Origin of the sequence: Acinetobacter sp. Tol 5 (assembly GCF_019702905.1) — a bacterium.
Lineage (GTDB): Bacteria > Pseudomonadota > Gammaproteobacteria > Pseudomonadales > Moraxellaceae > Acinetobacter > Acinetobacter bereziniae.
In genome coordinates, this window is the sequence record NZ_AP024708.1 from 4,250,478 (window position 1) to 4,264,550 (window position 14,073).

General features: G+C 40.0%; 12 protein-coding genes. 1 reads left to right on the top strand and 11 read right to left on the bottom strand.

Annotated features, from left to right (window positions below; genetic code table 11):
• Positions 1 to 147 precede the first annotated feature (147 nt).
• Genes TOL5_RS19720 through TOL5_RS19750 form a run of 8 tightly spaced genes read right to left on the bottom strand, consistent with a single transcriptional unit; the run spans position 148 to position 7,898 of the window.
• The gene (locus tag TOL5_RS19720) at positions 148 to 1,017 is read right to left on the bottom strand and encodes a hypothetical protein (protein ID WP_121774350.1); all 870 of its coding nucleotides are present in this window, start codon (positions 1,015 to 1,017) and stop codon (positions 148 to 150) included.
• 18 nt (positions 1,018 to 1,035) lie between these two features.
• The gene (gene aroB, locus TOL5_RS19725; protein WP_004825381.1) at positions 1,036 to 2,115 is read right to left on the bottom strand and encodes a 3-dehydroquinate synthase; all 1,080 of its coding nucleotides are present in this window, start codon (positions 2,113 to 2,115) and stop codon (positions 1,036 to 1,038) included.
• Positions 2,116 to 2,151: 36 nt separating this feature from the next.
• The gene (gene aroK / locus TOL5_RS22555; RefSeq protein WP_004825383.1) at positions 2,152 to 2,694 is read right to left on the bottom strand and encodes a shikimate kinase AroK; all 543 of its coding nucleotides are present in this window, start codon (positions 2,692 to 2,694) and stop codon (positions 2,152 to 2,154) included.
• A gap of 36 nt (positions 2,695 to 2,730) precedes the next feature.
• Positions 2,731 to 4,902 carry a type IV pilus secretin PilQ gene (gene pilQ, locus TOL5_RS19730; protein WP_121774349.1) on the bottom strand — a complete coding sequence of 724 codons (2,172 nt, stop codon included), beginning with the start codon at positions 4,900 to 4,902 and terminating at the stop codon, positions 2,731 to 2,733.
• Positions 4,903 to 4,922: 20 nt separating this feature from the next.
• Complete coding sequence (locus TOL5_RS19735) at positions 4,923 to 5,453, bottom strand: pilus assembly protein PilP (protein ID WP_005034344.1); 531 nt, start codon at positions 5,451 to 5,453, stop codon at positions 4,923 to 4,925.
• The gene (locus TOL5_RS19740) at positions 5,450 to 6,202 is read right to left on the bottom strand and encodes a type 4a pilus biogenesis protein PilO (RefSeq protein ID WP_121774348.1); all 753 of its coding nucleotides are present in this window, start codon (positions 6,200 to 6,202) and stop codon (positions 5,450 to 5,452) included. The genes TOL5_RS19735 and TOL5_RS19740 overlap by 4 nt, the downstream gene beginning before the upstream one ends.
• Positions 6,199 to 6,840 carry a PilN domain-containing protein gene (locus TOL5_RS19745; RefSeq protein WP_004825390.1) on the bottom strand — a complete coding sequence of 214 codons (642 nt, stop codon included), beginning with the start codon at positions 6,838 to 6,840 and terminating at the stop codon, positions 6,199 to 6,201. The genes TOL5_RS19740 and TOL5_RS19745 overlap by 4 nt, the downstream gene beginning before the upstream one ends.
• Positions 6,840 to 7,898: a pilus assembly protein PilM gene (locus TOL5_RS19750; RefSeq protein ID WP_005034346.1), complete on the bottom strand. Its 1,059-nt coding sequence runs from the start codon at positions 7,896 to 7,898 to the stop codon at positions 6,840 to 6,842. The genes TOL5_RS19745 and TOL5_RS19750 overlap by 1 nt, the downstream gene beginning before the upstream one ends.
• A gap of 163 nt (positions 7,899 to 8,061) precedes the next feature.
• Here TOL5_RS19750 and ponA point away from each other — a divergent pair, with 163 nt between their 5' ends.
• Positions 8,062 to 10,602 carry a penicillin-binding protein PBP1a gene (gene ponA, locus TOL5_RS19755; protein ID WP_042089092.1) on the top strand — a complete coding sequence of 847 codons (2,541 nt, stop codon included), beginning with the start codon at positions 8,062 to 8,064 and terminating at the stop codon, positions 10,600 to 10,602.
• 59 nt (positions 10,603 to 10,661) lie between these two features.
• Here ponA and TOL5_RS19760 read toward each other — a convergent pair whose 3' ends face one another.
• From TOL5_RS19760 to TOL5_RS19770, 3 genes are all read right to left on the bottom strand, one after another.
• Complete coding sequence (locus TOL5_RS19760) at positions 10,662 to 11,465, bottom strand: putative RNA methyltransferase (RefSeq protein WP_221260585.1); 804 nt, start codon at positions 11,463 to 11,465, stop codon at positions 10,662 to 10,664.
• A gap of 73 nt (positions 11,466 to 11,538) precedes the next feature.
• Positions 11,539 to 12,657: a phospho-N-acetylmuramoyl-pentapeptide-transferase gene (mraY, locus tag TOL5_RS19765; protein WP_004825397.1), complete on the bottom strand. Its 1,119-nt coding sequence runs from the start codon at positions 12,655 to 12,657 to the stop codon at positions 11,539 to 11,541.
• Entirely contained in the window at positions 12,657 to 14,066 is a 1,410-nt protein-coding gene (locus tag TOL5_RS19770) for a UDP-N-acetylmuramoyl-tripeptide--D-alanyl-D-alanine ligase (protein ID WP_121774347.1), read from the bottom strand. The genes mraY and TOL5_RS19770 overlap by 1 nt, the downstream gene beginning before the upstream one ends.
• Positions 14,067 to 14,073 lie beyond the last annotated feature (7 nt).

Sequence of the window (14,073 nt, forward strand, 5' to 3'; positions counted from 1 at the left end):
TTTTTATTTTTTGTTCACCAAATCGCTAAAATACAGTGAAATAAAGATATTGATTAAAATTAGCTGTTTCTTATAAATACATTTTTAGCACCATTTTTGTGCAAATTATAAATCTCACGATCTATTTTGCTTCATTTTAGCGCTCATTTAATTAAATGGATCACTCACTTCATGCTCTATAGGTTTCTTTTCAGTTGCAGCGCCACTCGATTCTTTTATCCCTGAGGATGTTTGAGTGGTTGAATTTGATTTTTGCACATCAACAACCTTGCCCGAGGCATCACGACGAGTAATTGTCGTCTTGGTCGTTTCATTGTTTGCACCAGAAGAATTGGTCAATGATGATAAAGCTGATTTGGCTTGAGCCAATACAGTTTCATCGACCACTGGCAACGGGGCTGACTTCAATTTAACTTCATAAAGTTTATTGGCGCTTGCCATTTCATCTGCGCCTAAATCATTCACCAAAGCGCTATACTTCTCAAATTGAATTGATTGAGGATGTATCGATGCAGGCAATTTGAGGTTTAACTGTTGTAATTGCGCTTTCGCCTGATCATCCGTTTTAAATAATCCATAAGCTAAAACATACTGTTCTGTTTGATTTTCGCCACTTAAACGGAAATAGATAAAATTTTTACGATCGGCTTGTTTTTGTAAAAAACTTTGAATGACATCTTCATTTGAAGCTTTGAACAATTCGATTGTCCAAGCTTTTTTATTCTCTTGAAAAAACTTTGTTCCACGAAATTCAGCATCGTGATTACCTGCAGTCACCACACGAGTGGTCATTTCAAGTGGACGCACCTCATCCATTAAAGCGCCCAAATGTGCAGTAGCCGCCACTTTTTCTGGTTGAATCTGGACTTGGGTCTCTTCAATCGGATTTTCTACAGTGACCAATTCTTTAGTATCTGTAACTGCCCAAAAAATCACGGCAATCACCAGACACAGCAATCCACCAACCAACCAAATATATTGTCGAATATTTTGCCAATTTGTACGAATTGCTGCCATTTGAACACGAACCTTTTTCTATATTTGATTTGCTAAAATCGCTTGTTTCATCAACTCAACGTCAAAATCATTGGTAATGACAGCTTGCCCGAGTTGTTTCATCAATATTAGACGAAGTTGACCATTTAACACTTTCTTATCATGCGACATATAAGCCAAAAATTCATCTAATGGAATTTGTGGACATGCTACAGGTAATTGCGCACGTTGTATGATTTTTTTTGTACGCACTAAATCATCAAATGAAATCCAGCCCATACGATGAGATAAATCCGCAGCCATCACCATGCCCGTTGCAACCGCTTCTCCATGCAACCACACCCCATAACCGAGATAAGACTCAATGGCATGACCAAAAGTATGCCCTAAATTTAACAGCGCACGCTCACCTTGTTCTTTTTCATCATTGGCCACAATGCGGGCTTTATGTGCACAAGAACGATAGACGGCTTCTGCCAATAACTCAGGATCTTGAGCAACTAAACCATCCATATGTGCTTCTAGCCAAGTGAGGAATTCCACATCTCCCAACAACGCATACTTAATGACTTCTGCCAAGCCAGCTGAAAGCTCCCGTGCAGGTAAGGTTTTCAATTGTGCCATATCCGCTAAAACCACTTGAGGCTGCTGAAATGCACCAATCATATTTTTACCGAGTGGGTGGTTAATTCCTGTTTTTCCACCGACACTTGAATCCACTTGGGACAACAGTGTGGTTGGCACTTGAATAAAATAAACACCGCGTTGAAAACAGGCTGAGGCAAAACCAGCCATATCCCCAATCACACCGCCACCCAAAGCCAAAACCGTACAATCACGGTTAAAACCAGCCTCAAGTAAAGCATCAAAAATCAAGTTGAGATGTTCAATATTCTTATATTTTTCACCATCTGGTAGGACACATGTTGCAACTTGCTTACCCAATTGTTGAATCGCTTCAACATAATGCGATAAATATAAAGGCTGAACAGTACTATTGGTCACCACCATCACTTGACGACCTTTAATATAAGGTTCAAGTAACTCTTGAGGATTTAAATGACTTCCAATAAAAATTGGATAGCGACGTTCACCCAGTTCAACATGTAAAGTTTGCATGATCCTGCCAAATAACAATGAATAAAGATTTACCGATTAAACAATTTCTTTTGAAACAATCAACTGCAATATTTTCAGCGCCAAGTCTCGTGCAGCCCCCTGATTGGTTTCAATAATATAATGTGCAACATCTCGATACAATGGATCACGAATTTTAAGCAGATCTCTTAATTTTTTTTCAGGATTTTCCACTTGCAACAAGGGACGATTTTTATCTCGATGTGTACGCAATAATTGAATTTCTACAGGTGTATATAAATAAATCACAATACCCCGATGCTTGAGATATTCACGATTCATGGCTTGCGTGACAGCCCCGCCTCCTGTCGCAACAACTAAATTCTTTTTGGAGGTTAAATCATCAATGACGATGGTTTCTCTAGTACGGAAACCTTGTTCACCCTCTTTTTCAAAAATCCAAGGAATGGATGCACCTGTTTTTCTTTCTATTTCATGATCGCTATCTAAAAAATCACGACCTAACAGTTCCGCAAGATGCCGACCGACTGTTGTTTTTCCCGCTCCCATGGGCCCTACCAAATAAATATTTGGCAGGGTTTCAAACTCTTTGCTTGGCAAGGAGTCACCTATCGAATTGCTTTCATTGAAACTATATTAATGATTTCTCGTACGACTGTCATTAACAATTCTTGGTGTCACAAAGATTAGCAGTTCACGTTTATTATCAGATTTTAGATCTTTACGGAATAAACGCCCAAGATAAGGTATATCTCCTAAGAATGGTACTTTAGTTTGGCTGCTTTTAGTTTCTTGCTCAAAAATCCCACCCAAAACTACAGTTTCACCATTATCCACCAAGACATTGGTATTAACCTCATTCTTATTCAGAATAATTTCTCCATTAGGTGCTGTGCCTGCTGGTGAGTCGCTGGTAATATTAAGCTGCATTTGCACTTTACCATCAGGGGTAATGCTAGGTGTTACATCCAGACTTAATAATGCATCTTTAAATGATGTGGTTGCTGTTGCTGCACCACCAGCAGTTTGTGTTGTTTGATAAGGAATTTGTTGACCTGATGAAACTTTGGCTTTTTGTTTATCAGCAGTCATCACTTTAGGTGTTGAAATGACTTCACCATACCCATCAGATTGCAAAGCAGATAACTCCAAGTCCAACATAAAATCAGACATACTGATTAAACCAAAAGCTATTTTACTCGCACCCGTTGTTGTAACACCAAGGTCTACATTCAAGTTATCAGGTCGTGTAATGGTATATTTACCATCATCATCTGGCGTTCTTAAATCCCATAGGGTTTGATCACTCCCTCCCACCAAAAGGTCATTATTTTTGGTGATGCCTTGAGATAAAATACCCCATTTCACGCCCATTTCTTTGGTAAAATCTGTTGTAGCACGTACAATTCGCGCTTCAACCATGACTTGCTTAATAGAAACATCAAGCAAGTCAATCATCTTACGAATTTTATCAATATTATTCGCAGTATCATTGATGATTAAAGTATTTGTTCGTGTATCAGCTACTGCACTGCCTCTTAAACTTAAAAGACTTTCCAATGCTAAAGATTCTGTATTGGTGGTTCGATTTGCTTCTGCCCCTTTCGGATTTCGAGAGTCTTCCAGTAATTTCAAAACATCTGCCACTTTGGTGTAATTCAGCTGAATATATTCAGTTTGAATAGGTGCTAATTTTACACTTTGTGCTAATGCCTTTGCTTCATCCTCTTCCGCTTTAATTAACTCAGTTACAGGCGCAATCCAAATCACACTCCCATTACGGCGTTTATCCAAATTCTTTGTTTTTAGGATAATGTCTAAAGCTTGATCCCAAGGCACATCTTTCAAACGCAGGGTGATATTGCCTTGTACCGAATCAGCAGCCACCATATTGATGCCAGTAAAGTCTGCCAATAACTGCAACACTCGACGGACTTCAATATCTTGGAAATCTAGCGATATTTTCTTGCCTGTATAAGATTGGCTTGAACTTGGGCGAGCCACCTTATTTTCTGCAGGTCGTTTCAAGCTGACTGTTAATTTATTTTCAGCTTGGAAAGCCATATATTCATAGCTACCCGATGATTGAATGGTGATGACACCATTGGAACCCTCGTTATAAGCGTCTACGCTAGAGACAGGTGTTGCAAAATCATTGACATTTAAACGACGCAATAAATGTGTAGGAATTTTATTTCCCAATGTTCGAATAACGACCTTACTACCTTGCTGCTGAACATCCACCGGGGTATTTGCACCCGAAAGACTCACAATTACTTGTCCTTCGCCAGTATTTCCACGTTGGAAGCCAATATCAGCAATCCCTTGATTTTGCTTATTGACCGTCGGAGATACATAACTTGGTAAGCTCGGTGCTTGATTGGCATTATTAATTTTTAAAATAAAAGTATTGCCTTCTACACGTGTTGTAAAAGCGCCACTATTTTTTAAATTTACTGTTAACCGAGAACGTTGATCATCTGCAGCGACATCAACTGTTGAAGCTTCCTCACTCGCTACGGGAATAGATGCTTGGCTAATATTTTGTTTAACATTGTCAAAGTCCAATACTAAACGAGATGGATTATCCAATTGATAGGCTTGTGGCTGCGGAGGAAGACCATTAAACATGACACGAATTTCTGTACCTTGCCCCGGTATTTTCATCGAAACAATGTTGGTCATCGTGGTTTGTGCTGCTGCAACTTGTGTAATTGCAATTGCGACCGTCGCCATAGTAAATTGACGAAGTTGACTATTCATAAACTTACCATCCCCAATCAAGATATTTTTCAAACTCTTTTTCATTTTTATTCCTTTATTCCGTTTTAATCCACTGGACCAATTAGAACTAGACTGCGTGGTCTTTCGATATAACCGTCTCGACCATCTGGAACAATTTCCAATAAATCAATACGGGTCGGTGTAATTTCAATAATTCGACCCTGATTCATCCCCATGTAATTGCCCAGTTGAACACGTTCAATTTCACCATCTGGTGTTTGGATTAAGCCTACCGTTTGTCCTGCATTGCCCTTCATGCTTCCTTTCAGTGTTAACGACTCTAAAGGATAACTTTCAAGTGGCTGCGGTTGTCTAGAGAAATTCGGATACACTCGTTTTCCTGACATCACCTTTAATTCATTTGCCAACGAACTTGGTAAGAATGGACTACGCAATTGTTGTGCAGAATAATTAAAACTTGGCACAGGATTAAATACAGGTGCTGGTTCAATCGGCAAAGGTGTTTGACTACGAATATTTGCCATTTCCTGATTGACGGCATCAATCCTAGAGTCACAACCAACCAACAACAAAGTGAATGAGATTCCACAGATTATTTTATTGTGTTTTTTCATTGTGGTGTCCCTCCTTGCTGTGGTGTCGATGGTGCAGCTGGATTTGTCTGATTCACAGTTTTTTGAGCTTTCTGTTCATCAGCACCAATATAGCGATAGGTTTTTGCCTTAATGGTATAGTCAATCACAGGAACATCAGATTTTTTATCCTCACTGGCAGTTCCTGTAATGGTGAAATCATGCAAAGTAACAATACGTGGTAAAGCAGCGACGCTACTGACGAAAGTACCAAATGAGTGATAATCCCCTGTCGCATCAATGGAAATAGGTTGTTCAATAAAGAACTCTTGCTTCACTTCAGGTTCAAGTCTGATATTTTTAAATTTTAGCCCTGAACTCACCCCAGTCACGTTAATATCTTCAACCAAACTCGGAATTTCAGTTTCTTTTGGCAACTGTTCCAATTGTTGATTGAAATTGGCTTCCATTTGTTGTAACTGGGCTTGATATTGTTGCAAATTTCGTAACTTAGAGTCTTTTTCTTTAAATTCATTCAGTAGATTCTGTTCAACTGTGCGTGCCTGATCAATTGCATCCAGCTTCGGTCTCACCGCAAGAAAATAGCCAATTGCACAAACCACAAAGAACAAAAATATCCAACAAGTAATTTTTACCGATAGCGGCCAACTACCATAGTTGTTCATATCCAAAGTATTGAACTGTTGAAAAAATTTCTCAACTGTCATTTTATTCTTTTTTGGAGCATCATTTACCGATGAATCTAATTGCTCAAAATCTTCACGACTCATTTCGCACCCCCAGCAGCTGGAACTTGTTCAGCCTTTGTTGCACTATCATCTGCTACAGAAGCGATTTCCCCTAAATCTACAGTGACCACAAAGCTTCCATAAGACTCTTCTACTCGAGGAATCACGGATGTTTGAGCTTGATTTTTATTTTCTTCTGCAGCTAGGAATGAATTCATAAAAGCATTTCTATACCATTCAGAAGCTTCCAAACCACGCAATAATTCAGCAACGGTATTCGGACTTTCAGCTTTACCTTCGATGGTAAATTTATCCCCAACACGACTGAATTTCGTGATGTACATTTGTGCTGGAACGACACGAACCAATTCATCAACCAAGCGAACAATCACAGGACGTTGTCCTTGTAAACCTTGAATCAACTTCATTCGCTCAATAATGGCATTACGACGCTCTTGCAATCCATCTAAAGTTTTTAATTGCATATCTAAGTTTTGATTGGTACTAGTAACCAACTGATTGGCCTGCTCTTGATCTTCAAGCTTATGATCAAAATAAAACCATGCCAATAACACAGTTGCCAATCCAATCAATGCAACACCCACACAGATTGCCACAAATTGTTTCTTTTTCTGTTCTCTTAGCTCGTCACGCCAAGGGAGTAAGTTAATCTTTGCCATTAATCAAAACTCCTCAACGCTAAGCCACATGCAACCATGAGTGATGGTGCATCATTTTCTATTTTTCTTAAGTCAATTTGGGGTGAAAAACCCATTTGTAAAAATGGATTTGCAACAGTGACTCGATAGCCTAATTTTTGTTGTAATAATTTTGCCAAACCTGGGATATTTGCATTTCCACCTGCCAGCAAAATATGATCAATCTCATTAAATTGTGAGGAGGAGAAGAAGAATTGTAATGAACGCGCTGCTTGCTGAACCACAGCTTCTAAAAACGGCATTAACACTTCAGTTTCAAAATCATCGGGTAAGGTGCGGTCTTTCTTGGCACGACCGGCTTCCTCATAAGATAAACCATAACGATTTTGCACATCTTGTGTCAGTTGTTTGCCCCCAAACACCTGCTCACGCGTGTAAATAATCTTACCTTTTTGCATCACAGACAATGTGGTCATGGTGTGACCAATATCTAAGATCCCAACAAGATTAACCCCGATAGGTAAAGTATCTGAAAAGACATCGAATGCACGTTCTATGGCATAGCTTTCTACATCTGCAATTTTAGGAGATAAGCCTGCAATTTCCAGAACTTCAACACGAGACTCAATATTTTCAGCACGTGTCGCCACCAAAAGTACATTCACTCGATTCGGATTGGCTAACTTATCATTCAATACTTCAAAATCTAAGCTCACTTCATCCAAAGGAAAAGGAATATATTGTTCAGCATCCATTCGAATCTGAACTTCTCTTTCCTCATCGGACATATCTGCATCCATTTCTATGATTTTATGAATCACCATAGAAGTAGGTACAGCAACAGCTACATTTTGCGATTGAGGGTTAGCAAGATTGACTGCTCGCTCTAATGCATCTGCAACTGCTTCTGGATTGAGAATGTTTTTTTCAACCACACTCCCATCAATCAGCGGACTTAATCCATAACTTTCAACCCAGTAACGACCGTTCTTAACAGAGAGCTCTAAAATTTTTACAGTAGTAGAACTAATATCTACTCCTACCAACCCCTTATTTTGCTTACGATATAGTCTAAGCACGATACATTTCCTATTATTTTTTTATCCCCAACAAATAACACAAACTAGCTGTATTTGGTCTTAATTTTTTACAGATACAATATCCCATCTAACAATCCATCACATGAGAAGCTATACTGACCACAATTAGTTTGCCATTAGCTATTATTAAAACTTACTTGTTATGAAAAAGCTATCTTGTTCAGGTCATATTCATCCCTTTTTTTTGCTGATTATTATTATCTTAGTCGCAATTCCGATGGGCTTTTATGGAATGTACCTATATATTGCCCCATCTCTGCCAGAAATGAGCTCTTTAAAAAAAGCGCCATTATTAAAACCTTTACAAGTTTACTCGGCAGATAATCAATTAATTGCTGAATATGGTGGCAAGCTTTCTGTGCCTGTGGAATACGATCAGATTCCGCCGCATTTCATTCATGCTTTCCTTGCTGCCGAAGATTCATCTTTCTTTGAACATAGCGGAATCAGCTTTAAGGGCTTAGGTCGTGCATTGAGTGAAAGTGTGACTGGATCAAATGTACAGACAGGTGGTTCGACCATCACCATGCAGGTTGCCAAGAACTATTATCTATCACCTGAACGTACTTTGAAGCGTAAATTGACTGAAGTATTTTTAGCCCGAAAAATAGAACAAAACTTATCCAAAGAAGAAATCTTATCTTTATATGTCAATAAAATTTTCTTAGGTAAAAATGCCTATGGTATTGCTGCTGCAGCAAAAATTTACTATGACAGAAGCTTAGATCAGCTCAGTATTGCACAAATGGCGATGATTGCTGGTTTGCCTAAAGCGCCTTCTAAATATAATCCTGTTGTAAACCCTGAACGTGCACTTGAGCGTCGTAACTGGATTTTGGGACGTATGCTTCAGCTAGGCTATTTGAAACAGGCTGAATATGAAAAAGCGGTTGCTGAACCGATAAACTTAAGCATGCCAGATCGCGGTTTAAGCAATAAATTTCCTTATGTCGGTGAAATGGTTCGCGCTGAATTGGTGGAAAAGTTTGGTGAACAAGCGATTGACTCAGGTTATAAAGTTTATACAACTGTTAATAGTCAGCGTCAGCAATATGCTGAAGATGCTGTACAAAAAGGTTTAGAAGATTACGACCGTCGTCATGGTTGGCGTGGTGCTGAGGCACATGACAAGCCACTCAAAGATTTTATTCCTTATGCCAATACATACCCTGCCGAAGTGATTAAAGTGGGCAGCAATACCTTTGAAGCCAAAATGCAAGATGGTTCAACGGTAACCGTCCCTTGGTCAGGAATGTCTTGGGCAAGAAAATACATCAATGCCAACGCTGTGGGTGGTGCACCCAGTCGTGCCTCACAAATTGTTTCAGTGAAAGATATCATCCGTTTACGTCCCAATGACAATAAAACGGCTTGGTCATTGGTGCAAACCCCGAAAGTCCAAGGTCAACTTATTGCCATCAATCCAAATGATGGTTCGATTGAAGCAGTCGTCGGGGGGTACAACTTCTATCAATCGAAATTTAACCGTGCATTACAAGGTTGGCGCCAACCAGGCTCCACCATTAAACCCTTTGTTTACGCACTTGCCCTTGAACGTGGTATGACGCCTTATACTATGGTCAATGATAGCCCAATTACGATTGGTCGTTGGTCTCCAAGAAACTCCGATGGTCGTTATTTGGGCATGATCCCATTACGTCGTGCCTTATATTTGTCTCGTAATACAGTATCTGTACGCTTACTACAAAGTGTTGGTGTCGAACGTGCACGACAATTACTGATGGACTTTGGGTTACAAGAAGATCAGATTCCGCGGAACTTCACCATTGCCTTAGGTACACCACAAGTACTTCCTGTACAAATGGCAACAGGCTATGCAGCTATTGCCAATGGGGGATATCGCATTCAACCGCATTTTATCAGTCGTATTGAAGACGCTTTTGGTAAAACCATCTATGAAGCAAACCCTGAATATGCATGTATTCCATGTATTAACCAAAAAAATCAGACAGTTGATGCCGAAGTCACCCCAGATGATGAAGTGATTGAAGGTGCCAATCTCAGTGTTGATGATGCAGCAACACCTTTAACTAAAGAAGAGCAAAGTAAATATCGTCAAGCCCAACGTATTTTAAAATCACAGTCGGCCTTCGACATGGCAAATATTCTTCGTGATGTAATTGTACATGGTACAGGTCGTGCTGCACTTAAAATTGGTCGTGATGATATCGGTGGTAAAACAGGAACAACGAATGATGCTAAAGATGCTTGGTTTGCAGGCTTTAATGGTAAATTGGTTGCCATTGCTTGGGTAGGCTTTGACCAACCATCTACATTAGGTCGACGCGAATTTGGTGGTATTGCTGCACTTCCAGTTTGGACCAGCTTTATGGATAAAGCTTTAAAAGGCACGCCATCGGCTTGGGTACACTTTGACAAAGATGCTAAAGCACCAATTTCGCGTGAACAACGTCATCAAACTCAAATTGATGACCAAACTCAAAACGAAAGCTATGGTTCATCTCCACCTTTAGCCCGTCCAATCTTTAGACCAGCTCCAGTTGCTCCAACACGTAACGCGTCCAATGATTTTGATGATTTACCTGATGAGGGTAATGATCAGCCGTTAAAGCCGAATAAAGCAACACCGCCTGCGATGAATCAAGGTGCTGCAAAACGGGAACAAGACTCGCTTGAAAATTTAATTAACGAAGTTCAATAGTCAAATTTCATCATAAAAAATGCCATCAATAGATGGCATTTTTTATGTCGATTAACTGGCTATTTTTTTTGAAAAATATACATCTGAAATGCGGCTTTTAATTCAGTTTGCGCTTTTTGCTCTAAAGCCATACGCTTTTCAGGTTTTGCTTTATATGCATAAGGTGTCATAGCAATCAGATTTTTTAATTGTGCTTGATTTAACTCAAAAGTCGTTTCCACAATCGGTTGCTCAATCAAATCAAAATGCGCTTGTAATTGCTCAACAAACTTATGCGGATCATGCATTTTTACTTCATCAAATAAACCTTCACGCATTGCATACAAATGCTCAGGCGCAGGTGTAACCACGATGAGATAAGCCTGAGGCTTAAGGACTCGCAGGATTTCCTCAATAGGGATTGGGCTAAACAAACTGGTACATAGATCTATGGATTGATCTAAAACTGGTAATGTCGCTCCTGTTCCCACAATCCAAGTCACTTTTTTATTGAGCTTTGCAGCCACCTGAACTGCATTTTTCGCAATATCCACCCCAACACATTGCATCACCTCATGTTGCATTGCATCAGTATAGTAGCCTTCACCGCAACCGATATCCAACAGATTTTCAATACGTAAATCTCGAATTTTTTTTACGATTGCTTGTTGTAATGGTGCATAAAATCCATCACTGAGAAAAGCCCGTCGCGCTTGTACAGATTCAACAGTATCCCCTGGATTTTTACTGTGTTTGTGTTGTACCACATGTAAATTGACATAACCTTGCTTTGCGACATCATAACTATGATGATTTACACAGCGCCAAGTTCGACCTGATAGGCTTAACCCCTCACGGCATACAGGGCACATCAATAAATTCATCGTATTCTCCACAAAATATAGTAAAAGCCAATAAAAAAGCCGGCAAATGCCGACTTCTTCAACTGACTTTGGCTTATCGTAATTTTAATGTCATTAGACCTAAAACTACCAGCATAATTGTAATAATCCAGAAACGGATCACCACTTGAGTCTCACGCCAGCCTTTCTTTTCATAATGATGATGTAAGGGTGCCATCAGAAAAACACGTTTATTACGCATACGTAGCGATCCGATTTGCAAGAACACGGAAATCGCTTCAACAACAAATACCCCACCCATGATCGCGAATACTATTTCTTGACGAACCATCACTGCGATTGTACCCAACATCGCACCTAGGGATAATGCCCCTACATCGCCCATAAAGACTTGTGCAGGGTGTGCGTTATACCATAAGAATGCTAAACCAGCGCCAATCATCGCAGCACAGATAATCACCAATTCAGATGTATATTTCACATAAGGAATATGTAAATAATTGGCAAAGCGAACATCACCTGCCAAATAAGCAAAAACACCTAAACCAGCCGCAACCAAGACAATTGGCATGATCGCCAAACCATCCAAGCCATCAGTTAAGTTCACCGCATTTGAACCGCCATTAATGACCAAATAGGTGAAAATAATAAACCCAATCCCCAATGGAATTGCAGACAATGGAATACTCAAATTCTTAAAGAATGGAATCAACAAATCCAACATATTGGCTGTATGTATTGGGTTATCCTGCTGAGTTGCAATTACATACAATGCAATACCCGCTCCCAGTGAACCGATAGATGTCCAAAAGAATTTTTTCTTGGCAGGCAAACCAGCATTGTCTTTATAACGAACTTTAATCCAGTCATCTGCCCAGCCTACCGCACCAAAGATCACCATAACCATTAAAACAATCCACACATAGGGATTGGATAAGTCTGCCCAAAGCAAAGTACTAATCCCAATGGAGAGTAAGATTAAAATCCCGCCCATGGTTGGTGTACCCATTTTCTTGGCATGATTTTCAGGTGCAAACGAACTGACTGCTTGACCATATTTGAGTGCTTGTAGTTTACGAATCATCACTGGGCCCAAAGCCCAACCAATCGCAAGTGCAGTCAATACACTGAGCAATGCGCGTAACGATAAGTATCGAACAACTTGGAACGCATTTTCATAACCCGCCAAGTGTTGAAATAACCAAAACAGCATTAAACTTTCTCCATCAAATCAGCCATCAACGTTTCCATATGGGTATAACGAGAACCTTTAAATAAGAAACTCATGGACTGGGGTTGATGTGTTTTTATTAAACTTAATAATAAAGGCAAAGCTTGTTCTTGATTCAGAAAAGCTTGTAATTTTTTACCATATTGAGTGCTTCGAGCACCTTCTTGTGTTGCAGGAGCAAACTCGCCTACAGCGACAACAAAATCAATACCACTCACTGAAACGAGATCACGACCTAGCATGTAATGCTGTTGAGCCGCAGTATCTCCCAGCTCTCCAATATCCCCGATGACCATGACTTTAATTCCTTGCTGTTGTGCAAGCACCTCAGCTGCGGCACGCATGGACGTTGGATTGGCGTTGTAGGTATCATCAATCAATAAATGATTATTTTTTTGAATAAAGTTTAGACGCCCTTTAGCCCCTTGTGCCGACTCTAAACCAGCAACAATATCCTCTAAAGCGATACCGATTGCTAAGGCGAATGCTGTTGCAGCCTCTGCATTATGTACATTGTGTACACCTGCAAAAGGCAAATTAACCAATTTGGAGCCTTGTGGTGTATTGATGGTAAATATTGCTGATTGTGCAAGCAAATGAATATCTGTTGCAAAAACCTCACCACCATCCCCAAAACTCAAACAATGTTCTGTCTGTATAGCTTGGCGAATCGTATCAGTGAAATCATCAGCCGCAGGAATAATAGATGTTCCTGTTTGATCAATATGGCGATAAATTTCAGATTTAGCACGACAAATTCCATCGCGACCGCCAAACTCACCTAAATGTGCAGTGCCGATATTGAGAATACCCGCCACCTGAGGTTGTACCAAGTTTGAGGTATAGTCAATTTCACCTTGATGGCTTGCACCCAGCTCCATGACTGCATATTGATGTTCTGAACGCAGTTCCAAGAGCATCATTGGCACACCAAGATCATTATTTAAATTACCACGAGTAATCAAAGTCGGAGCTAAACGTGTAAGGATACTACCCAACATTTCTTTGGTGGTGGTTTTACCACTACTGCCAGTCAGTGCAATCACTTTTAATTGAGGATGCTGAGCGCGACGATACGCACCTAAATGTCCCAATGCCAAACGGGTATCTTCAACAACCAACTGACAAATATTGGCTTCAACAGGATGGCTGACAATCGCAATTTGGCAGCCATTTTCAGCCACTTGCACAACAAAATCGTGTGCATCAAAACGTTCACCTTTAAGTGCTAAAAACACATCACCCCATTCAGCATGGCGTGAATCAGTTAAAATACGTTTAATTTCACCTTGTGGTACTTGATCTAAATACCAATATCCTTGAGTTGCTTCAGCAAGTTCTGTTGCTGACCATGGCTCTAAAGGTACAGTACTCGTCGTCGAGGTATGCATCGTTTAT